This window comes from Eubacterium coprostanoligenes, from assembly GCF_900167205.1.
GTDB classification, from domain to species: Bacteria; Bacillota; Clostridia; order Oscillospirales; family Acutalibacteraceae; genus Eubacterium_R; species Eubacterium_R coprostanoligenes.
In genome coordinates this window covers 30,577-54,846 of record NZ_FUWW01000006.1, presented here as the reverse complement: position 1 = coordinate 54,846, position 24,270 = coordinate 30,577, and the positions used below count along the sequence as shown (strand labels likewise).

General features: G+C 41.2%; 34 protein-coding genes. 33 read left to right on the top strand and 1 reads right to left on the bottom strand.

The features are described 5' to 3' along the window. Positions 1-24: 24 nt before the first annotated feature. On the top strand, positions 25-1,239 hold the full coding sequence (ytvI, locus tag B5D29_RS03770) for a sporulation integral membrane protein YtvI (RefSeq protein ID WP_078768244.1): 1,215 nt from the start codon (positions 25-27) through the stop codon (positions 1,237-1,239). Positions 1,240-1,345: 106 nt separating this feature from the next. Here the strand turns inward: ytvI and B5D29_RS08895 are convergent, their stop codons facing one another. Next, complete coding sequence (locus B5D29_RS08895) at positions 1,346-1,501, bottom strand: helix-turn-helix domain-containing protein (protein WP_143406721.1); 156 nt, start codon at positions 1,499-1,501, stop codon at positions 1,346-1,348. Positions 1,502-1,767: 266 nt separating this feature from the next. Between B5D29_RS08895 and B5D29_RS03760 the strand changes: the two genes are divergently transcribed. The 32 genes from B5D29_RS03760 to rpsH all read left to right on the top strand — a co-directional run bounded on the left by B5D29_RS03760 (position 1,768) and on the right by rpsH (position 24,258). Continuing rightward, entirely contained in the window at positions 1,768-2,196 is a 429-nt protein-coding gene (locus B5D29_RS03760; protein WP_078768242.1) for an ACT domain-containing protein, read from the top strand. An 11-nt stretch (positions 2,197-2,207) separates the two neighbouring features. Further along, complete coding sequence (locus tag B5D29_RS03755; protein WP_078768241.1) at positions 2,208-3,425, top strand: homoserine dehydrogenase; 1,218 nt, start codon at positions 2,208-2,210, stop codon at positions 3,423-3,425. Positions 3,426-3,480: 55 nt separating this feature from the next. Then, positions 3,481-4,689: an aspartate kinase gene (locus B5D29_RS03750; RefSeq protein ID WP_078768240.1), complete on the top strand. Its 1,209-nt coding sequence runs from the start codon at positions 3,481-3,483 to the stop codon at positions 4,687-4,689. A gap of 259 nt (positions 4,690-4,948) precedes the next feature. Next, complete coding sequence (locus tag B5D29_RS03745; RefSeq protein WP_159443389.1) at positions 4,949-5,662, top strand: LiaF transmembrane domain-containing protein; 714 nt, start codon at positions 4,949-4,951, stop codon at positions 5,660-5,662. Between the two features lie 24 nt (positions 5,663-5,686). Beyond that, positions 5,687-5,932, top strand: coding sequence for a PspC domain-containing protein (locus B5D29_RS03740; protein ID WP_078768238.1), 246 nt, complete (start codon positions 5,687-5,689; stop codon positions 5,930-5,932). Between the two features lie 147 nt (positions 5,933-6,079). Beyond that, the gene (greA, locus tag B5D29_RS03735) at positions 6,080-6,547 is read left to right on the top strand and encodes a transcription elongation factor GreA (protein ID WP_078768237.1); all 468 of its coding nucleotides are present in this window, start codon (positions 6,080-6,082) and stop codon (positions 6,545-6,547) included. A 372-nt stretch (positions 6,548-6,919) separates the two neighbouring features. Further along, positions 6,920-8,401, top strand: a complete 1,482-nt coding sequence (lysS, locus tag B5D29_RS03730) for a lysine--tRNA ligase (RefSeq protein WP_078768284.1) — start codon at positions 6,920-6,922, stop codon at positions 8,399-8,401. A gap of 215 nt (positions 8,402-8,616) precedes the next feature. Beyond that, positions 8,617-9,111 carry a lincosamide nucleotidyltransferase Lnu(C) gene (lnu(C), locus tag B5D29_RS03725; RefSeq protein WP_044761252.1) on the top strand — a complete coding sequence of 165 codons (495 nt, stop codon included), beginning with the start codon at positions 8,617-8,619 and terminating at the stop codon, positions 9,109-9,111. Between the two features lie 150 nt (positions 9,112-9,261). Beyond that, positions 9,262-10,248, top strand: a complete 987-nt coding sequence (locus tag B5D29_RS03720) for a zinc-ribbon domain-containing protein (protein WP_242941738.1) — start codon at positions 9,262-9,264, stop codon at positions 10,246-10,248. Further along, on the top strand, positions 10,220-10,897 hold the full coding sequence (locus tag B5D29_RS03715) for a zinc ribbon domain-containing protein (RefSeq protein ID WP_242941737.1): 678 nt from the start codon (positions 10,220-10,222) through the stop codon (positions 10,895-10,897). The genes B5D29_RS03720 and B5D29_RS03715 overlap by 29 nt, the downstream gene beginning before the upstream one ends. Before the next feature lie 322 nt (positions 10,898-11,219). Further along, on the top strand, positions 11,220-11,585 hold the full coding sequence (gene crcB / locus B5D29_RS03710; protein WP_078768236.1) for a fluoride efflux transporter CrcB: 366 nt from the start codon (positions 11,220-11,222) through the stop codon (positions 11,583-11,585). A 47-nt stretch (positions 11,586-11,632) separates the two neighbouring features. Then, positions 11,633-12,397, top strand: a complete 765-nt coding sequence (locus B5D29_RS03705; RefSeq protein WP_078768235.1) for an EFR1 family ferrodoxin — start codon at positions 11,633-11,635, stop codon at positions 12,395-12,397. Between the two features lie 126 nt (positions 12,398-12,523). Then, positions 12,524-14,188 (top strand): dihydroxy-acid dehydratase, encoded by a 1,665-nt coding sequence (ilvD, locus tag B5D29_RS03700; protein WP_078768234.1) that lies wholly within the window; start codon positions 12,524-12,526, stop codon positions 14,186-14,188. A gap of 19 nt (positions 14,189-14,207) precedes the next feature. Then, positions 14,208-14,846 carry a sortase family protein gene (locus B5D29_RS03695; RefSeq protein WP_078768233.1) on the top strand — a complete coding sequence of 213 codons (639 nt, stop codon included), beginning with the start codon at positions 14,208-14,210 and terminating at the stop codon, positions 14,844-14,846. Position 14,847: 1 nt separating this feature from the next. Next, positions 14,848-15,708 (top strand): hypothetical protein, encoded by an 861-nt coding sequence (locus B5D29_RS03690; RefSeq protein ID WP_078768232.1) that lies wholly within the window; start codon positions 14,848-14,850, stop codon positions 15,706-15,708. A 66-nt stretch (positions 15,709-15,774) separates the two neighbouring features. Then, on the top strand, positions 15,775-16,590 hold the full coding sequence (locus B5D29_RS03685) for an ABC transporter ATP-binding protein (RefSeq protein ID WP_078768231.1): 816 nt from the start codon (positions 15,775-15,777) through the stop codon (positions 16,588-16,590). 518 nt (positions 16,591-17,108) lie between these two features. Further along, a complete protein-coding gene (gene rpsJ, locus B5D29_RS03680; protein WP_078768230.1) occupies positions 17,109-17,426 on the top strand; it encodes a 30S ribosomal protein S10 in 318 nt (105 codons plus the stop codon). A 66-nt stretch (positions 17,427-17,492) separates the two neighbouring features. Beyond that, on the top strand, positions 17,493-18,125 hold the full coding sequence (rplC, locus tag B5D29_RS03675; RefSeq protein ID WP_078768229.1) for a 50S ribosomal protein L3: 633 nt from the start codon (positions 17,493-17,495) through the stop codon (positions 18,123-18,125). A gap of 17 nt (positions 18,126-18,142) precedes the next feature. After that, positions 18,143-18,766 carry a 50S ribosomal protein L4 gene (rplD, locus tag B5D29_RS03670; protein ID WP_078768228.1) on the top strand — a complete coding sequence of 208 codons (624 nt, stop codon included), beginning with the start codon at positions 18,143-18,145 and terminating at the stop codon, positions 18,764-18,766. Beyond that, a complete protein-coding gene (rplW, locus tag B5D29_RS03665; protein ID WP_078768227.1) occupies positions 18,766-19,062 on the top strand; it encodes a 50S ribosomal protein L23 in 297 nt (98 codons plus the stop codon). The genes rplD and rplW overlap by 1 nt, the downstream gene beginning before the upstream one ends. Positions 19,063-19,174: 112 nt before the next feature. Continuing rightward, positions 19,175-20,008, top strand: coding sequence for a 50S ribosomal protein L2 (rplB, locus tag B5D29_RS03660; RefSeq protein ID WP_078768226.1), 834 nt, complete (start codon positions 19,175-19,177; stop codon positions 20,006-20,008). 19 nt (positions 20,009-20,027) lie between these two features. Then, entirely contained in the window at positions 20,028-20,300 is a 273-nt protein-coding gene (gene rpsS, locus B5D29_RS03655; protein WP_078768225.1) for a 30S ribosomal protein S19, read from the top strand. A gap of 17 nt (positions 20,301-20,317) precedes the next feature. Continuing rightward, positions 20,318-20,656, top strand: a complete 339-nt coding sequence (gene rplV, locus B5D29_RS03650; protein ID WP_078768224.1) for a 50S ribosomal protein L22 — start codon at positions 20,318-20,320, stop codon at positions 20,654-20,656. 18 nt (positions 20,657-20,674) lie between these two features. Then, entirely contained in the window at positions 20,675-21,364 is a 690-nt protein-coding gene (rpsC, locus tag B5D29_RS03645) for a 30S ribosomal protein S3 (RefSeq protein WP_078768223.1), read from the top strand. Then, positions 21,364-21,786 (top strand): 50S ribosomal protein L16, encoded by a 423-nt coding sequence (gene rplP / locus B5D29_RS03640; RefSeq protein ID WP_078768222.1) that lies wholly within the window; start codon positions 21,364-21,366, stop codon positions 21,784-21,786. Before rpsC ends, rplP begins: the two co-directional genes overlap by 1 nt. After that, on the top strand, positions 21,786-21,989 hold the full coding sequence (rpmC, locus tag B5D29_RS03635; RefSeq protein ID WP_078768221.1) for a 50S ribosomal protein L29: 204 nt from the start codon (positions 21,786-21,788) through the stop codon (positions 21,987-21,989). Before rplP ends, rpmC begins: the two co-directional genes overlap by 1 nt. Positions 21,990-22,007: 18 nt before the next feature. Then, the gene (gene rpsQ / locus B5D29_RS03630) at positions 22,008-22,262 is read left to right on the top strand and encodes a 30S ribosomal protein S17 (RefSeq protein WP_078768220.1); all 255 of its coding nucleotides are present in this window, start codon (positions 22,008-22,010) and stop codon (positions 22,260-22,262) included. A gap of 112 nt (positions 22,263-22,374) precedes the next feature. After that, entirely contained in the window at positions 22,375-22,743 is a 369-nt protein-coding gene (gene rplN / locus B5D29_RS03625) for a 50S ribosomal protein L14 (RefSeq protein WP_078768219.1), read from the top strand. A 14-nt stretch (positions 22,744-22,757) separates the two neighbouring features. After that, the gene (rplX, locus tag B5D29_RS03620) at positions 22,758-23,063 is read left to right on the top strand and encodes a 50S ribosomal protein L24 (protein ID WP_078768282.1); all 306 of its coding nucleotides are present in this window, start codon (positions 22,758-22,760) and stop codon (positions 23,061-23,063) included. A gap of 19 nt (positions 23,064-23,082) precedes the next feature. Then, positions 23,083-23,625, top strand: coding sequence for a 50S ribosomal protein L5 (rplE, locus tag B5D29_RS03615; protein WP_078768218.1), 543 nt, complete (start codon positions 23,083-23,085; stop codon positions 23,623-23,625). Between the two features lie 12 nt (positions 23,626-23,637). Further along, complete coding sequence (locus B5D29_RS03610) at positions 23,638-23,823, top strand: type Z 30S ribosomal protein S14 (RefSeq protein ID WP_078768217.1); 186 nt, start codon at positions 23,638-23,640, stop codon at positions 23,821-23,823. A 36-nt stretch (positions 23,824-23,859) separates the two neighbouring features. After that, positions 23,860-24,258: a 30S ribosomal protein S8 gene (gene rpsH / locus B5D29_RS03605; protein WP_078768216.1), complete on the top strand. Its 399-nt coding sequence runs from the start codon at positions 23,860-23,862 to the stop codon at positions 24,256-24,258. Positions 24,259-24,270 lie beyond the last annotated feature (12 nt).

Genomic DNA, 24,270 nt, shown 5'->3' with positions numbered 1-24,270 from the left:
ATAATAACAGAAAGGATTTTTGCTATGAACAGCCATGTTGAACAAAGACGGGCGTTTTTGATAGACTTTGCATTTGTTGCAGTTATTTTGGCACTTATTTATGTGTTTTTTAAATTTCTGTTTTGGATAACAGCACCGTTTTTGCTGTCGTTTTTCTTTGCAGTAATTCTTCAAAAACCGCTTCGCTATCTTGACAAAAAAACAAACAAAAAGGCACACACCTTTTGGTCGATTTTTTTGGTAGTGGTATCTATCGCAGTTATCATTGTGCCTCTTTCATTTATTTTTGCGGCAATTTTCGGAAAAATATCCGATTTCATCAATTATCTTGTCAAACAATTGAGTGACATTTCATCTTTTCTGTCAACGGTTGAAAATTGGATGCTCAACACTTTGCAGTTTTTGCCAAAGACAGTATATAGTTCGGTGTCAACAACAATTATCCAATGGTTCGATAAACTTCAACCTGATGCTGCCGCAGGAGCAGCTTCTTCGGCAGGGCTTCTTTCAAACCTTGATTTGAGTCATCTTACAAACAAGCTCACTTCGGGTGTGTCTAATGTTTACTCGGTTGTAAAGGGCGTTCCGTCAATTCTTATCGGTGTAGTTATCGGTGTTGTTGCTTGGATACTTTTCACAAAAGATTACGATTATATTGTAAGATTTATACAAAGACAGCTCCCTGATGATAAAAAGAATGTGCTTGTTGAATTTAAGCAAGTTTTCTCAAAAACCATTTTCACAATGTTCAAGGCATATGGCATAATTATGTGCATAACCTTTAGTGAATTGTTCCTCGGATTCTCAATTCTTTCTTTGATGGGAATTATGAAAAACAGCTACTTTGCTGTTATCGCACTTGTAATCGCCGTGTTCGATATTTTGCCTGTTGCGGGTTCCGGCGGTATCCTCATTCCGTGGGCATTGTTCTCGCTTATTTACGGCAATTACAAGCAGGCTGTCGGACTTATCGTGTTGTATGTTATTATCACAGTAATTCGTCAGTATATTGAGCCGAAGATTGTTGGCAGTTCACTTGGAGTTCACCCTATTGTAACTCTTATGGGACTTTATTTTGGACTTAAACTTTTCGGTTTTATCGGTATGTTCCTTGTGCCGTTGACCGTTATGACGCTTAAAGCGTTTAATGATGCAGGCAGAATTAATATTTGGAAAACCTCACCTGAAAAGGAAGCCGAGCCTCCAAAAAAAGAAAAAGAGATTAAAATCAAAAAGTAAATGATGAATAAAAATAACCTCTCCCATTGAATTCGGGAGAGGTTTGAACTGCCCCAAGTTGTGCAGACAGCACAAAAACAGAGTAGCAATGGTAGAAAATTAAAATTTAAGCAACAAACTGATTTCGTTTTTCAAGCGGAGTCAGTTTTGTTTTTGTTTGAATACGATATTTGTTGTATCTTGTTTTGAATTCTTGTACTTGCTTATGTGTGAATCCTAATTTTTCTGCTATTGCTCTTAATGTCATTCCTTGATTATACAACTGTATGATTTCTTTCTCATATTAACTTATTTGTCTGTAACTTATGGGCATAAAATTTCCTCCTATGGCACTTCCTTTTATTCTACCATAGGAGGTCTGTTTTTTCTATTGTCCATTTTTTACGGACTTGTTCGCACAGTATTTGAGCCACTTTTTTATTTATTTTTCACAAATTGGAAAATAATCCTTGATTATATGCTGATTTTATGATAATATATGAAAAGTGTTTTTCACAGTAATACAACTGTCCACAGGTGGTGTACACTATGGGAAAAGTTAATTATTTACTTGTTGATATGTCCGTCTTGCCGGAGGTCTATGTAAAAGTGATTGAGGCAAAGGGCTATTTGCAGTCGGGAGAGGCGGCAAACGCATCGCAGGCTGCAAAGATGGCAGGAATATCTCGCTCGGCATACTATAAATATAAGGATAAAATATTTGAGTACAGCGAGCAGGGCGATGATGTCACAACAATCAATGCCAAACTTCAGGACAATGCCGGAGTGCTCAGCTCGGTTATGAATGAGCTTTATCTGGCAGGTGCAAACATTTTGGCGGTTAATCAGAGCATACCTGTAAATAATATTGCAGATGTATCAATTACCGTAAGTTTTGCTCAGTCGGGGCATATGACAGATGAAGTTTTAGAAAAAATAAAATCAGTCGGCGGTGTTAAGTCTGCCGAATTAGTATAGGAGGATAAAATATGAAGGTTGCAGTTATGGGCTACGGAACAGTAGGCTCGGGTGTAGTAGAAGTTATCGAAACTCATGAAAAAAGCATTAAGAACCGCACAGCAGGCGAAATGCTTGAGGTAAGCCATATTCTTGATTTGCGTGATTTTCCGGATGATCCTCATGCGGATTTGTTCACAAAGGATTTCAACGATATTCTCAACGACCCTGAAACAAAGGTAGTTGCCGAAACAATGGGCGGAGTTAATCCTGCATTTGATTTTACAATGAAGCTCCTTGAAGCAGGCAAAAGCGTTGTTACTTCAAACAAAGAACTTGTTGCTCAAAAGGGTCTTGAACTTCTTAAAGCAGCTGAAAAGCACGGTGTAAACTATTTGTTCGAGGCAAGCGTAGGCGGTGGTATTCCGATTATCAGACCTATGGCACAGTGCCTTGCAGCAAACAATATTGAGGGTGTTGCAGGTATTCTCAACGGCACAACAAACTTTATACTCACAAAGATGATTGAGGACGGTATGACCTTTGAGGACGCACTCAAACTTGCACAGGATAACGGTTATGCAGAAAAAGACCCAACAGCAGATATTGAAGGTTTTGACGCTTGCCGTAAGGTTTGTATTCTTGCTTCTCTCGCATTTGGCAAGCATGTATATCCAAATCAGGTTAGAGCAGAGGGTATCACAAAGATTACTCTTGAAGATGTTGAGTATATTTCATCGGCTCACGGTGTAATCAAGCTTCTTGGTCAAATCAAGAAAATTGATGACGACAAGATTACTGCATTTGTAAGCCCGGCAGTTGTTTTCCACGGCTCACAGCTTGCAAGTGTAAACGGTGTGTTCAACGCCATTCTTGTTCGTGGCGACGCAGTAGGAGATGTTTGCTTCTACGGTGCAGGCGCAGGAAAACTTCCAACAGCTTCCGCTGTTGTTGCAGATATGGTAGATTGCGCTGTTCATGTTAACAGAAGAAAGAACTTCGGCTGGGGTCCGGGTTCGGAGGATTATGTTGTTGATGAAAAGTCTGCTCTTGAAATGCCGTTCTATGTCAGAGCAAAGGCAACCGAGAGCGAGGCTGTTGCATTGTTCCACAATGTTAAGTTCCTCACAAGAACAGGTCAGCCGTCAGATGAAGTTGCATTCATCACCGATTCTATGACCGAAAATGCTCTTGATAAGAAACTTGCAGGCGTAAATGTAATCAACAAGATTAAGGTAACAAATTATTAATCAGTAATTATTGCGGTTTTCCGCATTTCAATAAATTGATTTTAGGAGGAATATTATGTCACTTATTGTCCAGAAGTTCGGTGGCTCATCAGTAGCAAATGCCGAGCGTGTAATGAATGTTGCAAGGATTGTTACGGATACTTATAAGGCAGGAAACGAAGTTGTTGTTGTCGTATCCGCACAGGGCGACACAACAGACGACCTTATTGCAAAAGCACAGGAAATCAATCCAAAGGCAAAGAACAGAGAAATGGACCAGCTCCTTGCAGCAGGCGAGCAAATTTCAATTTCACTTCTTGCAATGGCTATCGAGTCACTCGGATTTCCGGTTATCAGCCTCTTGGGTTGGCAGGCAGGATTTAATACAAATTCGGTATATGGCTCTGCAAGAATTAAGAATATTAAGCCAAACAGATTGCAGGCAGAACTTGCAAGACATAATATCGTTGTAGTTGCAGGCTTCCAGGGTATTAACAGATATGATGACCTTACCACTCTCGGCAGAGGCGGTTCGGATACATCCGCTGTTGCCATTGCGGCTGCACTTCATGCAGATAAATGTCAAATCTTTACCGATGTTGAGGGTGTTTACACAGCAGACCCAAGAAAGGTTGAAAATGCTCGTAAACTCAAGGAAATCACTTATGATGAGATGCTTGAACTTGCAACTTTGGGTGCACAGGTACTCAACAACCGTTCGGTAGAAATGGCAAAGAAATATTCAGTAGAACTTGAGGTTCTTTCATCACTTAACCCGATTCCGGGTACCATTGTTAAGGAGGTAGCAAAAATGGAAAAAATGTTAATCAGAGGCGTAACAAAGGATAAGGATGTTGCACTTGTATCGGTTTTGGGTGTTAAGGACAATCCGGGTGTTGCGTTCAATATTTTCTCAAAGCTTTCACAAAAGAATATCAATGTAGATATTATTCTTCAGTCATTCGGCAGAGATAACACAAAGGATATCGTTTTCACAGTAAGCAAGGACAACGGTCCTGTTGCTGTTAAACTCCTTGAGGAATCTTCACATCTTCAGGAAGCAAAGATTGTTTGCGATACAAATGTTGCCAAGGTTTCTATCGTAGGTGCAGGTATGGAATCTCACCCTGGCACTGCAACAAAGATGTTCGAAGCTCTTTACGAAAGAGATATTAACATCAAGATGATTTCCACATCAGAAATCAAGATTTCGGTTATCATTGATGCAGAGGATGCAGACAGAGCTGTATCAGCAGTTCACAACGCATTCATCCCTAATGACTAATTCAAATCAATAAAATTTATCACGGCTTCCATCATTTTTGGAAGCCGTTTTTTATTTCTCCTTTCTTTGTCAAATCTTAAGATTTGCTTTGCTTTGTAAACCGCTGTTTATAATGTGAATAAATTGTAATAAAGAGGTCACAATTCCGTAATATAAAAAATTTATATTAACTATTAGCGGATATTGTTGTATTTTATGGATGAATATGCTATTGTGTAATAAAGAAGCTATGCTAATAAATCACAAGGAAGGGATAGTTATGAAAAAAACAAAAGGCATAATTTGGGGCGTGTTTATCATCGCACTCGGCATTTTGTGGGGACTTAAAGAAGCGAATGTCATCGTGCTTTCAAATCTTTATTTTGACGGCTGGTGGACTTTGTTCATCATCATTCCGTCGGTTATCGGTCTTATCACGGAAAAGAATAAAAAAGGCAGTTTGATTTGCCTTGCGGTCGGTTTGGCTTTGTTTGCAAATGAATATTTCGACCTTTGGAGATATAAAAAATATTTACTTCCGCTCATCATTGTGATTATCGGTGCAAGCGTGATTGTGGGCAATATTTTTGACAAAAAAACGGATTATCCGCAGGTTGACGGACAGGGCGCACAAGGTCCTGATACATACGGCGAACCTGTTTATATCCCGCAGGGAAATCAGCAGTACAGTGCGGTATTTTCGGGTGAAGATTATCGTTTTGATAACGGCTTTGCAGGTGGTAAGTTCAGTGCGATTTTTGGCGGAATAAAGTTGGATATTCGCAATGCGGACATAGTGCATAACTGCGTAATTAACGCAAATTCTATCTTTGGCGGAATGGACATTTATGTTCCGCAGGATGTCAGAGTTGTTGTAAAATCAAACAGCTTTTTGGGCGGAATTTCGGATGAAAGCAACAAAAATCTTCCGCCTGACGCAAAAACAATTTTTGTCAACGCAACCAATATTTTTGGCGGAACTGACATAAAATGAACTGTAAAAAAGGAGAATAAAATTATGAGTAAAAAATTATATAAGTCAACAACCGACAGAAAACTCTGCGGTGTTTGTGCAGGCATTGCAAATTATCTCAACATTGACCCGACGGTAGTAAGACTTTTGTGGGCGCTTATTACATTCCTCGGCGGTGCAGGTGTTGTTGCCTATGTTGTGTGTGCTCTCGTTATTCCCGATGAGCCGTATAATAACAATTATCAAGACCCGTATTATGCACCGACCGATGATTCAAACAATCAGCAATAAAACATTAGAAATTCGCCTCCGTTTGTCACAAATGGGGGCGATTATTTTTGTCGTCAAATTTTTGTTGTTGACATTGTGCATAATATAATATATAATTATTTAGTTAAAAAGTATATTTTTATAAATTTTGTTTAAGGAGTTTTCAATATGGCAGCAAAAACATTTACAATGACCGCAGCAGGCAAGGCAGAGCTTGAGGCAGAACTTGAACAACTTAAAACCGAAGGCAGAGTTGATATTGCAGAAAAACTTAAAGTTGCCCGCTCATACGGTGACCTTAGTGAAAACAGTGAATATGATGAAGCAAAATCAGAGCAGGCAAAGATTGAAGCAAGAATTCAAGAGCTTGAATATCAGCTTGAAAATGCGGTTATCGTTGATTCGGCAACAGGCGACAAGGTTTCAATGGGCTCAAAGGTAACAGTTCTTCGCAAAACAGACAATCAAGAGTTTGTTTATGAAATCGTTGGTTTCTCACAGAGCAACCCAACAGCAGGCAAAATTTCTGACGAAAGCCCGGTAGGCAAGGCACTTCTCGGTGCAGGCGTAGGCGAAACAGTTGTTGTTGAAGCTCCTATCGGCAATTTGGAATTTGAAATCAAATCAATCGACTAATTGAAATAAGAGGTAAAAACTATGGCAGGAAAGTTTGAAATCACCAAGCACGGTGACAGCGCTTTCACATTTGAATTTATAGTAGACGAAAAGGTTGTCGGCACTTCTCCTGAATTTGACAAGGAGGATGCTTGCAAGCGTGGCGTCAAGGCAGTAAAGAAGAACTCTCGTATGAAGATCCAAAACGCTATTGCCGGTGACGAGGAAAAGACAAATCCAAAGTATTTGGTAGAGGCTGACGGCGACAAGGTTAAGTTCACTTTGTTTTTGCAAACAGGTGCTGTTGCACTTGAGGGCAGTGCCGACAGCGAAGCCGAGGTTTTGGAAAATATCGAAAAAATCGGTAATAATGCAAATGCCGCACAGATGACAATGGCAGAGGTTGTCCTCAGCGAAAACGAGCAAAAGCAAATCAGAATTGACAAGCTCACTGCTCTTCAAAACGCAGGCAACGACCCGTTCGAAATCACAATTGCAACCCAAACACATCACTCAAACGAAATCATTGAGAATTTTGACGAGCTTGAGGAAAAAGATGTTACCATCGCCGGCAGAATTATGACTTGGCGTGATATGGGCAAGGCAAACTTCATTGATATTCAGGACAGAAACGGCAGAATTCAGGCTTATGTAAGAATGAATGATGTCGGCGAGGAAGTGTTCAAGGAATTCAAGACTTGGGATATCGGCGATATTGTTGAAATCAAGGGCTTTGTTTTCAAAACAAGAACAGGCGAAGTTTCTGTTCATGCAAAGGAACTTCGACTTCTTTCAAAGTCACTTCTTCCGCTTCCTGAAAAGTTCCACGGTCTTACCGACACAGACACAAGATACCGCAGAAGATATCTTGATATGATTATGAATCCCGGTGTAAAGGATACTTTCATCAAGCGTTCAAAGATTATTTCTTCAATCCGTTCATATCTTGATAATCTCGGCTTTATCGAGGTAGAAACACCTATCCTCAATACTATTCCGGGCGGTGCGGCTGCAAGACCGTTCATCACTCACCACAACACTCTTGATATGGATATGTATCTCCGTATTGCAACAGAGCTTTATCTCAAGCGTCTTATCGTTGGCGGTATGGAAAGAGTATATGAAATCGGCAGAAACTTCCGTAACGAGGGTATGGATGTTCGTCATAACCCTGAATTCACTTGCATTGAACTTTATCAGGCATTCACCGATTATCACGGCATGATGGACATTGCAGAGGCTCTCATCCGCAACGCTGCAAACGAGGTTTGCGACAGCCTCCATATTGTTTTCAACGGTACAGAAATCGACCTTGAAAGTCCGTTCAGACGCCTTACAATGGTTGACGCTGTTAAGGAGTTCAGCGGTATAGACTTTGCTTCGTTTATGGGCGACAACGAAAAGGCTGTTGCCATCGCAAAGGAAAAGGATATTGAAATTGCACCTGGCAAGGCAACTTGGGGCGACATTCTCAATTCATTCTTCGAGGAATTTGTTGAGGCAAATCTCACACAGCCAACATTCATTATGGATTATCCTGTTGAGGTTAGCCCGCTTACAAAGAGAAAGCCTGATTGTCCTGAACTCACCGAGAGATTTGAGCTCTTCATTCTCGGCGGTGAATACGGCAACGCTTACAGCGAGCTTAACGACCCAATCGACCAGATGAAGCGTTTTGAGGCTCAAATGAAGCTCCGTGAAGCAGGCGACGACGAGGCAAATATGATTGATAACGACTTCGTTATGGCTCTTGAATACGGTATGCCTCCGACAGGCGGTCTCGGTATCGGCATCGACAGACTTGTTATGCTCCTCACCGACAGCTATTCAATCCGTGATGTTCTCTTGTTCCCGACAATGAAGCCCTTAGATTGACCGAAACGCGAAAAAGCCCGTAATATCAAGGGTTTTCGGACACAGGGGAAACGAAAAACCTTACGCCTTACACCAAACTTACACCAATCGATGTAGGAAAACGTGCAGAGGCAAAAAAGTCGCATAATTTCAAAGTGTGAATGGGCGACTTTCTTTCGAGGTCGCCCATTATTTGAAAAGACAGATAAACAAATCGGGATTTAGGGGAGGAAAATATGGTCAGTATAACAGATGCAAAACAGATTATCAGACTTGCAACGGATGCGGAGATTAAAGTATTTCTTGACGGCGGTTGGGGTGTAGATGCGCTTATTGGATATGAAACAAGAAGACATAACGATATTGATATATTTGTAGAAAAGAAAGATTATCATAAATTTATACAGATAATTAAAAACAATGGTTTCTATGAGATAAAAATGGAGTATACAACAACGAACCATACAGTATGGGAGGATTTGAAGAAAAGAATTATTGATTTACATTGTTTTGAATATACAAAAAATGGTGAAATTCTTTACGAAGGGGATTGTTTTCCATCAGAGATTTTTTCGGGAATAGGAAAAATTGAGGAAATAGAAGTTTCTTGTATTGAACCGTATAGTCAACTGCTGTTCCATTTGGGATACGATTATGATGAAAATGATATGCATGATGTAAAGTTGTTGTGCGAAGTATTTCATATGGAACTTCCTGAAGAGTATAGATAATCATAACTTCCCGTTTGTCGAATAATCCCTTGAAAGAGGATGAACCTTTTTCAAGGGGCTTTTTTTATTTCTCCCCATGTTCGCAAACTACCCCGATTTCTCTTTCCTCAATATAATGAGTGCAAACAGAGAGGAAGGAGCGGTTTTGCTATGAGTAATAGTTTGGCGAAAGTACATCCGGAGCTTGTTTCGGAATGGTCGGAAAGGAACTTTCCGCTTACTCCCGATAATATTACTTACGGCTCAAACAAGAGAGTTTGGTGGAAAGGCAGTTGCGGTCACGAATGGCAGGCGAGCGTGAAGGCTCGTTCCAAAGGCGAAGGCTGCCCCATTTGTTCAGGAGCAAGGGTTGTTGAGGGTATTAACGATTTGGCTACGGTAAAGCCGAAATTGTCATTAGAGTGGTCTGAGAAAAACACGATTAAGCCAACGGAGGTTACTGCCGGTTCTCATAAAAAAGTGATATGGAAGTGCGAACACGGTCACGAGTGGACGGATACTGTCAAAAGCAGAACAATCAATAAAACAGGCTGTCCATACTGCTCACACAATAAAGTCCTTGCCGGATTCAATGACCTTGCTTCGCAGTATCCCGATATTGCTGCTGAATGGTCTGACAGAAATCTTCCGTTGCTGCCTACAATGGTAACAGCCTTTGCAAACAGTAAGGCTTGGTGGAAATGCAGAGATTGCGGAAACGAGTGGTACACTCCTATTTCAACCCGTGCCGGTGGGAGCAGATGTCCGTATTGCAGCGGATATACATTGCTCAAAGGATTTAATGACTTGGCGACTACGCACCCTGAACTTGCGGCTGAGTGGTCAGAAAGAAATTATCCCCTAATGCCTGATGAGGTAAACGCAAAATCAAGACACAATGTTTGGTGGAAGTGTAAGACCTGTGGCAATGAGTGGAAGTCCGTTATCAATGCTCGTGTAAAAGGAACAGTATGCCCGGTTTGTGCGGACAGGACAGTTCTTGCAGGATACAATGATTTAGTCACAACGGACAGGAAACTGCTTGCTGAATGGGATTACGAAAAAAACTCTCTGCTCCCGACACAAGTGTCAAGAAAGTCAATGAAAAGTGTGTGGTGGAAATGTTCACTTGGACACTCTTGGAAAGGAAAACGGTGATACCGTTCCTAATACCGAAACATTAAAACTTCTTTCAAAACTGTTTGATGTGTCAATTAATACGCTTCTCGGCTCGCCGAGAAAAATGATTTGCCAATGTTGCGGTATGCCTTTGGAAGATAAGTTTATCAGCAGAGAAAAAGACGGATTTTTGAATGAGAATTATTGCAAGTGGTGTTATGCCGACGGTAAATATATGTATAGCAATACGGAAGACTTGATTGAAGTTTGCGTGAAAAATATGGCTAATGATGAGTTTTCGGCAGATGATGTGCGTGCTTATTTGCATCAAATACTTCCGACTCTTGATTATTGGAAACGCTACGAAGAACTCGGTGATGACGGTGCTTTTGATGAATTCAAATCTGCCTTGATTGATGAAATTAATGCTCTTAATATTGACGGTATGCCGAAGTTGACAAAACTAAATGCACTTGTCGGAAGTTATGTTAATTTGGAATACAGGCTTCCAAACGGCGAATCGGTGAAGTTTTTGGATGACAATGCAACTTATCTCGGCAATCAGCTTGAATGTGAATTCGGAGGCGACAGGTGCTTTGGAGTTCTTGCCAATATGGATTTTATTTTGATTTCGACTTACGAAGAAAACGGAACAAATCCCGAACTTGTTTTATATAAGAAAAGGTAAAATGTTTAGGCGAACACAGTTCTCCGCAAATTGATGTATGCGGGTATGTGTCCGCTTTTTATTTGACTTAATATGCTTATATAGCTATAATGGTTCTGTTGTACACAATAAGAATGTTTTATGAGGAAAATATAAAATATATGAACAAGTCCGGTAAAAATGGACAATAGAAAAAAGCCCCCTCTTGATGTAGAATATACATTAGAAGGGGATTTTTATGTCAAGAAATCAAAAACGAATATAATCAACCGAATTATGTCACGGTTGTATAAAACTTTTTCTTATGGTATAATGGTATTTGTTAATAATTAAGGAGACTAAAATGAATTTCTTGTTTGTAGCACTTGGCGGTGCGCTTGGTGCGGTTTTACGCTATGCCATAAGTTTGATACCCGTTAAAACGGATTTTCCGATTTTGACTCTTGTCACAAACATTGTCGGTGCGGTTGCTATCGGCTTTATTGTCGGCATTGTCAGCGAAAAAGAAAACACATCTCCAAACACCGTGCTGTTTTGGAAAACCGGTGTTTGCGGAGGCTTTACAACATTTTCAACCTTTTCGCTTGAGGCTGTCAACTTGTTTGAAAATAAAATGTATTGCCTCGGCGGATTGTATGTTGCGTTGAGCGTGGCTTTTTGTTTGCTTGGTGTGTTTTGCGGAAAACGGCTTGCAAGTGTTGTTGCATAGCTGAATATATTTAATCGTTATTATTTTTACATAGATAGGAGCATCATATGATTTTATGCTTTTCAGGTACGGGCAACAGCCGATATGTTGCCGAATTCATTGCCGACAAGCTCGGTGATACCGTTGTTGATTTGAACGAAAAAATAAAGAACAGCGACCATTCCCCAATTGCTGTGAACGGCAAGCTGGTTATTGCCACACCTACCTATGCGTGGAGAATTCCCCGTGTCGTTACCGAATGGATTGAAAAAACCGATATAACCGCCACCAATGGCGTTTGGTTTGTTATGACCTGTGGCGGTGAAGTCGGCAATGCCGAAAAATTCAATAAGCTCCTTTGTGCTCAAAAGGGCTTTGATTACAAAGGCACCGCTCAAATTGTTATGCCTGAAAATTACATTGCAATGTTTGACGCACCGCAGATTGACGAGGCAAAGCAGATTGTGGCAAATTCAATTCGTGACATTGAAAAAGCGGCAGAGCAAATCAAAAACGAAAAGCCGTTTAAAACTTTGAAAACTTCATTGATTGACAAGCTGTACAGCGGAATTGTAAACGATGCGTTTTATCCTGTGTTCGTAAAATCAAAGGCTTTTTATGTAACCGATGATTGCATAGGCTGTGGTAAGTGCGTCAAACTTTGTCCGCTCAACAATGTCAAACTTGTTGACGGCAAGCCTGTGTGGGGAAACAATTGCACCCACTGTATGGCGTGCATTTGCTATTGCCCAAAGGAAGCAATAGAATATGGACGCAAGAGCCAAGGCAAGCCACGCTATCATATAGAAAATGTTTTTGATAACAGAAATTAACCGCTTTAGGAAATTGCTAATTTATTAAATAATAAAAATATATTGAAATTAATCTTTATAAATAATATAATATACATAATAAGCATTTATAATTTATTCTATAACAAATAACAAAGAGGTAAAAAAATGAGGTCAGATTTAATCAAAGAGGGACCGTCAAGAGCCCCTCACCGTTCTCTGTTGCGAGCTCTCGGTATTGACGAACTCGAAATGAAAAGACCGTTCGTAGCTGTTGTTAACTCAAAGAGCGATTATATTCCGGGTCATATGCACCTTGACAAAATCGCAGAACAGGTTAAGGCAGGTATTCGTAACGCAGGTGGTGTTCCGTTTGAATTCAACACAATCGGCGTTTGCGACGGCATTGCAATGAATCACAAGGGTATGAAGTATTCGCTTTGTTCCCGTGAACTTATTGCAGACAGCATTGAGGTTATGCTTACTGCGCATCCTCTTGATGCTATTGTTTTTATTCCTAACTGTGACAAAATCGTTCCTGGTATGCTCCTTGCGGCTTGCAGACTTAATTTGCCTTGCATATTCATCAACGGTGGTCCAATGCTTCCGGGTAAAAGCACAGAAACAAAGAATCCTATCGGACTTTCCGAACAGTTTGAATATGTCGGTGCAAATGCAGTAGGCAAGATGTCACTTGAAAATCTTGAGCAAACAGCATTCACCGCTTGCCCGACTTGTGGCTCTTGTTCAGGTATGTACACAGCCAATTCTATGAACTGCCTCACAGAGTCTATCGGTATGTCACTTCCGGGTTCAGGCACAATTCCTGCGGTTTATTCTGCTCGACTTCGTCTTGCAAAAATGGCAGGCGAAAGAGTTATGGACCTTCTTAAAGAGGACATTAAGCCGTCAGATATTATTACAGAAAAAGCAATCCAAAATGCTATGCGTACCGATATGGCAATCGGTTGCTCAACAAATACAATTCTCCACCTTACAGCTATTGCTCATGCAGCAGGTCACGACATTGATTTGTCAGACCTCAACGAAATGGGCAACACCACTCCGCAGATTTGCAAGCTCAATCCGGCTTCATCTGTATTTATCACAGACCTTAACGATGTCGGCGGTATGCAGGCTGTAATCAAAGAACTTGCTTCAGGAGGACTTATCAACACAGATTGTCTTACTGTTAACGGCACTGTTGCAGACAGAATTTCAAAAGCTCCTGATGCAGACGGCGTTGTTATCCGTAAACTTGATGACCCATTCTCAAAGGACGGCGGTATTGCTGTTCTTAAGGGCAACCTTGCTGAAGAGGGTGCTGTTGTAAAGAAAGGCGCTGTTGCTCCTGAAATGATGCAACACAAAGGCCCTGCAAAGTGCTATAACTCCGAGGAGGAGGCTATTGCGGCTATCACAGGCGGTAAGGTTGTTGCCGGTGATGTTGTTGTTATCAGATACGAAGGTCCAAAGGGTGGTCCGGGTATGAGAGAAATGCTTTCTCCTACTTCCGCAATTATCGGTATGGGACTCGGTTCAAAGGTTGCACTCTTGACCGACGGTCGTTTTTCGGGTGCAACAAGAGGTGCTTCAATCGGTCATGTCAGCCCTGAAGCTGCGGTAGGCGGTACTATCGCACTTGTTGAAGACGGCGATGAAATAGAAATTGACATTCCTGCAAGAGTTCTTCGTGTAAATGTATCGGATGAAGTGTTGGCAGAAAGAAAGAAAAATTGGACTGCTCCTAAGCAGAATTTGACAGGTTATCTCAAGAGATATGCACAGCATGTAACCTCGGGTTCTCGTGGTGCTGTTTTTGAGGACGATTAAGATTGGGTGATTTCCTTCTATGAAAAAGTCAAAGGCACAGAACAATAAGAAAAAGCCTAAAGGAGCGGTGTATCCGTATTTATACCGCATTGCTTCGTTCGTCCTTTTGTCCATGCTGTTGTTCGCTCCGCTTATGATGATTGGTCTTGATGAAGCCAAAGCCACTGTCAAGGACGCACAAAGCTATCTTAAAATGGACTATAACGATCTGAAAATAGGCAAGGATACCAGCGATAAAATCGGCGAGGATTTTCTTGATGATGTCGAAATCGGCTCTTATATCGGCAATGTAAGTTGTGAAAGAATCGGCTTAAACGAGGAAGTTTATTATGGCTATAACCGTGTTTCTATGCGAAACGGCGGAGGACTTGACAGCAGGTCGTATCTTTTTGGTATGGGTGGCGTAACAAAAATTGCAGGCTATTCGTCTAATTTCGGCTCGCTCTACAATATCAAAAAAGGCGATATTATTGAGGTTGAGTCCAACCTTGGCAACTTTAAGTATAAGGTTTACAAAACGGGTTTGTCCGCAACGGTTGAAGATGCAGATAAAGACACCTTGATTCTCGGAACGACAAAGTCAAACAAGGCGTTTTCAAGCCTTGCCGATGAGTATTATTATGTTTATGCTTCTTTGATTGACGGGGAGGTGCAGTGATATGAATAAGGATGCAGTTTCTCGTAGCAAAAAAAGATCGGTGCTTTCGTTTTTCTTGTATTTGTGCATTGCATTATCATCGTTGTGCATTGTGTTCTTGTCGGTCACAGCAAATCCCAATACATTTGTAAAGGAATTTACTCAGCCGTCTTATGTTGCAAATGTCAAAGAGGATGTTGTGCAATATACTCGTGATATGTGCCTGAATAATTCTTTGCCTGACGATTTCATAGAATCTACTATTACTTATGATAAAATATATAATATAGAAAATGCCTATATTCAAGGTGAGTTTGGCACTTCGTTGGAATTTACAACGGAAAGCTATAAAAACTTGCTCAATCAGTTCAAGGAAGATGTGTTTGAAAGCGTAAATGAGATGGTTCAATCACAGAATATTGAAATAGAGCAATCCGTAAAAGACACCGCTGTTGAAACTTTTGCACAGCAGGTGACTGATTACACTGCTAAAGCTACAAGTTTTGGATATATCAGGCAGGTCAAGAGTTTTTGCGAATTGTCTAAAACTGTTTGCAGCATAATATTGAGCATTTGCTTGGCAGGAAGCATAGGACTTATTGTTGCAATAACTTTGCGAACTTCTCGCAAGTATCGTGTAATGAGGTCTATATCGTATTCGTTTGGCTCGGCGGCTGTTATGAATTTGATTGTTGCAGCGGCTGTATGTATAGTAAAAGCAACAAAGAATTTGGTGATTTATCCTACCTATCTTGTTGATGTATTTATCAGATGGGTTGATGATTCGCTTAACTCTGTATTGACATGTGCGGGAATACTCGCTATAATCTTTGTTGCGTTTGCCTGCTTCACACTAAAGCTGAAGCGTGACAGTCAACAGTAATACTTATATATAATATAAAACTATCATAAAGCTATGCTGTATAGCCTTGCAGAAAGAGGTTTGAATATGGAAAAGAATATTGACAATACTGCTACGCAGGATAATAAGCCGGCAGAAGAGAAGATTGATGATCGTCCTGTTCTTATTGATGTTGACCACATTGATATGGAGTTTATCCTCAACAAGCAAAAGGTTGATAATCTCAAGGAATTCGTTATCCGCAAAATAAAGGGCAATATTGAAGTCGCAAAGTTTAAGGCACTTGATGATATTACATTTCAGGTTAGAAAAGGTGAGCGTCTTGCTATTATGGGACTTAACGGTGCCGGCAAGAGTACACTCCTTAAGGCAATCGTTGGTGTTTATAAGCCGACAGCCGGCAAAGTAACAAAGCACGGCGTTATGGCTCCTCTCATCGAGCTTGGCGCAGGCTTCGACCCTGAATACACGGGCAAGGAGAATATATATCTTTACGGTGCAATTCTCGGATATAGCAGAGAGTTCCTCGACACAAAGATTCAGGATATTATTGATTTCTCCGAGCTTGGCGATTTCATCAATGTTCCACTTAAGAACTATTCATCAGGTATGAAATCTCGTCTTGGTTTCTCAATTGCAACAGCAGTTGAACCTGATATCCTTATCCTTGACGAAGTTTTGTCAGTTGGTGACGCAAAATTTAGACGCAAATCTCTTGCAAAGGTTCAGTCAATGTTCGACCACGGTGTAACCGTGTTGTTCGTATCTCACAGCATTGACCAGGTTCTTGCAATCTGCGACCGTGCAATTCTTCTTCAAAAGGGCAAAATTATTGCAGAAGGCACAGCAGAAGAAGTTGCTGTTGTTTACGAAGAGAAAACCGGCAAAGGTCCAAAAAAATAAGATTAACAGAAGCGGTAGGGCATTCTACTGCTTCTTTTTCTATATATTGTGTTTCGCTGCTGACTAACTACAATATATATGTTGATATTTGCCTTGTGCAAATCTAACAAACTTTAAATTTAAAATTTGTAAAAACAGCCGAAAAATATTTAAAAAAGTTTCAAAAAAGTCTTGACATTGGTACCCCCTATATATTATAATAGTCGCACGTGTGGTGAACTGCATATATAGAAGTTATATATTAATACAGTTTGACTGCACAACATGATATGCGATGATGTTGGAGGTTGCGCTGAACCCGGCGGTAATTTCAACGGAGTATGTCCGAGTTTTAAACACGGGCGAAACTAATCTAAGCTATGACTACGACAGGTAACTTGCGAATGCCTGCGTGTGTAGGCTCATTCTGCGCCCGGATGAATATTTCATTCGGCTTTTAAAAATGAAGGGGTGGGAACACACGGCTTCGTGGTTAAGGATTAGAACTCGCACCACTAAATTTCAATGGAGGAATTAAAATGGCAGCAAGTAAAGTCAAGATTAGAATTAGACTTAAGGGCTATGATCACAGTATTGTTGATCAGGCTGCAGAAAAGATTGTTGAAACTGCAAAGAGAACAGGCGCTCAGGTAAGCGGTCCTATCCCTCTTCCAACAGAGATTGAAAAGGTTACAATCCTTCGTGCTACTCACAAGTATAAGGACAGCCGTGAGCAGTTTGAACAAAGAACACACAAAAGACTCATTGACATCCTTAGACCTTCAAATAAAACAATTGAAGCTCTTCAGGGTCTTGAGCTCCCAGCCGGCGTAGATTTGGAAATCAAAACAAAATAATTCAAATCAAAAACGGTTGAGGTCATGTTGGGGGTACCCAACCAATAACCAAAGGAGGAAATACAAATGAAGAAAGGTCTTATCGGTAAGAAAATCGGCATGACTCAGATCTTCGACGAAGCAGGCAACGCAGTTCCTGTAACAGTAGTTGAAGCCGGTCCATGTGTGATTACCCAGAAGAAGACAATGGAAAACGATGGCTACGAAGCAATCCAGGTTGGTTTCGGCGATGTAAAAGTTGCAAGAGTAAACAAGCCTATGAAGGGTCACTTCGACAAAGCAAACGTTGCTCCAAAGAAAACACTCAAAGAATTCCGTCTTGATGACATCTCAGCAATGAATGTCGGCGACATTCTCAAAGCAGACGTTTTTGCTGCAGGCGATGTTGTAGATGTTAAGGGAACAAGCAAGGGTCACGGAACAGCCGGCGCAATCAAGCGTTGGAACTTCGCAAGACTCCGTATGAGCCACGGTACAGGTCCTAACCACCGTCACGCAGGTTCACTTGGTGCTTGTTCAAGCCCTTCAAGAGTATTCAAGGGCAAGAAGATGGCAGGTCACTACGGTCACGAAGCAGTAACAGTTCAAAACCTCAAGGTTGTTAAGGTTGATGCAGAATCAAACCTTATCGCAATCAAGGGTGCAATCCCTGGTCCAAAGGGCGGAATCGTTGTTATTGCTGACGCAGTAAAAGCTTAACGAAAGGAGAGGTATAAATGGCACAGGTTCAGGTTTATAACCAAGAAGGAAGAAAAACTTCCAAATTAGAGCTTGCTGATTCAGTTTTCGGTATCGAACCAAATGCTGACGCAATGCACTTAGCAGTAGTTAGCTATCTTGCTAACCAAAGACAAGGAACACAGTCAACTCTCACTCGTTCAGAAGTAAGCGGTGGCGGTGCAAAACCTTGGAGACAAAAGGGCACAGGTCGTGCTCGTCAGGGTTCAACAAGATCTCCACAGTGGACACACGGTGGTATCGCTCTTGGTCCAAAGCCAAGAAAGTATAAGGTTGAGCTTAACAAGAAAGTAAGAAGACTTGCTATGAAGTCAGCTTTGTCAACAAAGGTTGCTGACGAAGAAATGATGGTAGTAAATAAGGTTGAGCTTGAAGGCATCAAGACAAAGGCTATTGTTGAAATGCTTGCAAAGCTTAAGGCTGCAAAGAAGACACTCATCGTTACTGACGGTGTAGATGAAGTAATCTACAAGAGTGCTCGTAACATCGAAGGCGTTAAGGTTGTTACAGTAAACACACTTTGTGTATACGACATTCTTAACTGCGATTCATTCGTTGTTCTTAAGGACGCAGCAAAGAAAATTGAGGAGGTATACGCATAATGAAAGCAGCACAGGATATTATCCTTAAGCCAATCATCACTGAAAACTCAATGATGGGCATTATGGAAAAGAAATATACCTTCAAGGTAGCAAAGACTGCAAACAAGATCGAAATTGCTAAGGCAGTTGAGGAAGTTTTCCCTGGCACAAAGGTTGCAAAGGTAAACACAATGAACGTTCGTGGTCGCAAGCGCAGACAAGGCTACAATGTTGGCTACACTCCATCTTGGAAGAAGGCTATCGTAACCTTGACAGAAGATTCAAAGGAAATCGAATTCTTCAGTGATATGATGTAATCACAATATAATAAGTAATATACCTATTATATATAAGCAACAGAAACAAATGAATGATGAGGTATGAAAGGTGCCATCCTTTCGCAAAGTTATTCATGGTAAGGAGATTATAATGGCAGTTAGAAATTATAAGCCGACTACACCTTCAAGAAGAAATATGTCGGTTATTGATTATTCTTCTCTCTCAAAAGTTGCTCCTGAGAAATCACTTCTTGAACCATTAAACAAGAAGTCAGGTCGTAACTCATACGGAAGAATCACTGTTCGTCATCGTGGTGGCGGAAACAGAAGAAAGTATCGTGTAATTGACTTCAAGAGAAACAAGTTCAATGTTCCTGCAGAAGTTAAGACTATCGAATACGATCCAAACAGATCAGCTCATATTGCTCTTATTCAATATGAGGACGGTGTAAAGAGCTACATCACAGCTCCTGAAGGTCTTAAGGTAGGTGCAACAGTAGTTGCAGGTACTGATGTAGATATCGTAGTTGGTAACGCTCTTCCACTTGAAAATATCCCTGTTGGTACAATCGTACACAATGTAGAGCTTTATCCTGGTAACGGTGCACAGCTTGCTCGTTCAGCAGGTAACAGCGCACAGCTTATGGCTCTCGAAGGCCCATATGCACTTCTCAGACTTCCTTCAGGCGAGTTGAGAAATGTTCCAAAGCAGTGTATCGCAACAATCGGTGCAGTAGGCAACTCAGATCACGCAAATGTTAAAATCGGTAAAGCCGGTCGTAAGCGTAACATGGGTTGGAGACCAACAGTTCGTGGTTCTGTAATGAACCCTAACGATCACCCTCACGGTGGTGGTGAAGGTAAGTCACCTATCGGTCGTCCGGGTCCATGTACTCCATGGGGCAAGCCTGCTCTTGGTTACAAGACTCGTAACAAGAAGAAGGCTTCTAACAAGATGATCGTTCGTCGTAGAAACAGCAAGTAAGAGGAAAGGAGAAGATTAAATGAGTAGAAGTACTAAAAAAGGCGCATTCGTTGAAGACAGTCTTTACAAGAAGGTTGAAGCTCTTAACGAAAAAGGCGACAAGCAAGTTATCAAGACTTGGTCAAGAAGTTCAACAATCTTCCCTGAATTCGTAGGTCACACATTTGCTGTACACGATGGAAGAAAGCATGTTCCTGTATATGTTACAGAGGATATGGTTGGACACAAGCTCGGTGAATTCGCACCGACAAGAACATTCAGAGGCCACGCAGGCACAAAAACCGGTAAGTAATTGAAAGGAGATTTATGATGGAAGCAAAAGCAAAAGCAACTTATGTTCGTATGTCTCCGAGAAAGGTTCAGATCGTTCTTGATCTTATCAGAAACCAACCTGCAGACAAGGCTATGGCTATTCTTAAGTTCACACCAAAAGCTGCAACAGAGCCTGTATCAAAGGTTCTCAAGTCAGCAATGGCAAACGCAGAGAATAACTACAATATGGACGTAACAAGATTGTATGTAAGCGAAGCACATGTTGCTCCGGGTCCAATTCTTAAGAGAGTTCAGCCAAGATCACATGGCAGAGCATACAGAATTAATAAAAGAACATCACACATTACCCTTGTACTCAAGGAAATGGAAGACTAAGCGAGGAGGAAAAGTTAAATGGGACAGAAATGTAATCCAACCGGTTTAAGAATCGGCGTTATTAAAGACTGGGACTCTCGCTGGTATGCAAAGAAAGGCGAATTCGGCGACATTCTTGTTGAAGATTATAATCTTCGTCAGTATTTGTTGAAGTCACTTTACAGCGCAGGTGTTCCAAAGGTAGAAATCGAAAGAGATACTAAGAGAGTAAGAATCAACATTCACTGTGCAAAGCCTGGTATGGTTATCGGTAAGCAGGGTGCAGAGATTGAAAAGCTCAAGGCAACTTGTGCAAAGAAGCTCGGCAAGGATCCTTCAGAAGTATTCATCAACATTGTTGAGATTAAACAACCGGACCTCAATGCTACATTGGTAGCACAGTCAATTGCTCAACAGCTCGAACGCAGAGTTGCATTCAGAAGAGCAGTTAAGGGTGCAATCAGAAACACAATGAGACTTGGTGCTCGTGGTATCAAGGTTATGGTTTCAGGCAGAATCGGCGGTGCTGAAATCGCAAGATCTGAAACTTACAAGGAGGGTACAATTCCTCTACAAACAATCCGTGCAGACATCGACTACGGCACAGCAGAAGCTGCTACAACATACGGCAGACTCGGTGTTAAGGTATGGATCTATCAGGGCGAAGTTCTCAGAGAATCTCGCAATAAGAGAAGAAGAACAAATCGCAAGGAAGGGGGAAATAAATAATGCTCTTACCTAAGCGTGTAAAACACAGAAAGCAACACAGAGGTCGTATGACAGGTGTGGCTACAAGAGGCAATAAGGTATCATACGGTGAGTACGGTCTTGCAACAACAGAACCTGCATGGATCACAGCAGCTCAAATTGAAGCAGCCCGTATCGCTATGACCCGTTACACAAAGCGTGGTGGTAAAGTTTGGATTAAGATTTTCCCAGACAAGCCAATCACAGCAAGACCTGCCGATACTCGTATGGGTAAAGGTAAAGGTAATGTTGACTACTGGGTAGCAGTAGTTAAGCCGGGAAAGGTTATGTTTGAACTTGCAGGCGTTAGCGAGGATGTTGCTCGTGAAGCTATGAGACTTGCAGCAAACAAGCTTCCTGTAAAATGTAAGTTTGTTAAAAAAGAAGAGGGAGGAGAGCAGTAATGAAAGCATCAGAAATCAGAGAACTTTCTGCAGAGCAGAGAGCAAAGAAGCTCGTTGAGCTTAAAGAAGAACTTTTCAATCTTCATTTCCAGCAGGCTATCAATCAGCTCGAAAACCCTATGAGAATTAAAGCAGTCAAGAAAGATATCGCTCGTATCAAGACAGTTGAGAGAGCTATCGAACTTGAAAATGCTAATTCCTGATAAGGAGGTAACTGATTAATGGAAAGAAACCTCAGAAAAACTATGGTTGGTGTTGTTACATCTGATAAGATGGACAAGACAGTAGTTGTTACTATCAAAGACAGAGTTAAGCACCCTCTTTACAATAAGATTGTTGATAAGTCTGTTAAGTATAAGGCGCACGACGAGAAAAACGAATGCGGCGTTGGCGATAAGGTTCAGATTATGGAATGTCGTCCAATGAGCAAGGATAAGAATTGGCGTGTAGTTGAAATCATTGAGAAGGCTAAATAATCGTTACGATTTACAGCTTTTAAGAATATTAGAAAGTCTATTAATTTAGTCAAAAAAATAATAACTGCAACTTAGCAAAGTGTTATTTTGCAGTACGAAGGAGGTAAACACTGTGATACAACAAGAAAGTCGTTTGAAGGTTGCCGACAACACAGGCGCTAAGGAAATCCTTTGCATCCGTGTACTTGGCGGTTCAGGCAGAAGATACGCCAACATTGGTGATGTCATCGTAGCATCTGTTAAAAAGGCTGCTCCGGGTGGTATCGTTAAGAAGGGCGAAGTTGTTAAAGCAGTCATCGTTCGTACAACTAAAGGTGTACGTCGTGATGATGGTCAGTATATTCGTTTTGACGAAAATGCTGCCGTAATTATTAAGGAGGACAAAACTCCTAAAGGCACCCGTATTTTTGGCCCCGTAGCAAGAGAGCTTCGTGAAAAAGATTACATGAAGATTCTTTCTCTCGCTCCGGAAGTACTTTAATGGAGGTGCACAAGATGAAGAAAATGTTTGTTAAGACAGGAGATACCGTTCAGGTACTTTCCGGTAAGTCAAAGGGCGTTCAGGGCGAAGTTATCGCTGTAAGTCCGGCTGAAGACAAGGTTATCGTTAAGAAGGTTAACATTGTTACAAAGCACATCAAGCCATCAAAGGTTGGCGAGACCGGCGGACTTGTAGAGGTTGAATCTGCTCTCTACGCTTCAAAAGTTCAATTAGTTTGCCCTAAGTGCAATGAAGCTACAAGAGTAGGCCACAAAAAGGGCGGCATCCGTGTTTGCAAGAAATGCGGAAACGAGTTTTAAGAAAGGGAGGACATAACAAATGGCAGCAAGACTTAAAGAAGTATATAGTTCTGAAGTTGCTCCTGCATTGATGAAGAAGTTCGAATACGATTCTGTTATGCAAATCCCAAAGCTTGACAAGATTGTAATCAATGTTGGATGCGGCGAAGCTCGTGAAAATTCAAAGGTAGTTGATTCTATCATTAATGACCTCACACAAATCGCAGGTCAAAAGCCTATCGTATGTAAGGCTAAAAAGTCGGTAGCTAACTTTAAGCTCCGTGAAGGTATGCCAATCGGCGTAAAGGTAACTCTCAGAGGCGACAGAATGTATGAATTCCTTGACAGATTTTTCAATCTCTCACTTCCAAGAGTTCGTGACTTCAGAGGTATCAATCCAAACTCATTTGACGGCCGTGGCAACTATGCTATGGGTATCAAGGAGCAGTTGATTTTCCCTGAAATCGATTACGACAAGATTGACAAGGTTCGTGGTATGGACATCATTATGGTTACCACAGCAAACACAGACGAAGAAGCAAGAGAGCTCCTCAAACTTATGGGCGCTCCATTTGCAGAGTAAGGAGGGATTATCGTGGCAAAGACATCAATGAAAGTTAAGCAGCAAAAGCCTGCAAAGTATTCAACAAGAGAATACAACAGATGCAAGATCTGCGGTAGACCTCATGCTTATCTTCGTAAGTACGGTATATGCCGTATCTGCTTCAGAGAGCTTGCTCACAAGGGTGAGATTCCTGGAGTTAAAAAATCATCTTGGTAAATCGAGAATTGCTAAATTTATAAGGAGGAAATATCAATGCATATTACAGACCCAATCGCTGATATGCTTACAAGAATTCGTAACGCGAACTCAGCAAAACACGAAACAGTAGATATTCCTGCATCAAATATGAAGAAGGCAATCGCTCAGATTCTTCTTGATGAAGGCTATATCGCATCATATAAAGTAATCGAAGACGAAAAGCAGGGTGTTATTCGTGTAACACTCAAGTACGGTGAGAACAAATCACAGGTTATCACCGGCTTGCGCAGAGTTTCTAAGCCGGGCCTTAGAATCTACTCAAATGTAGAGGATATGCCAAAGGTTATGAAGGGACTCGGTATTGCAATCGTTTCAACATCAAAAGGTATAATGACAGACAGAGAAGCTCGCAAGCAAAACGTTGGCGGCGAAGTATTAGCATTTGTTTGGTAAGGAGGTGCAGTT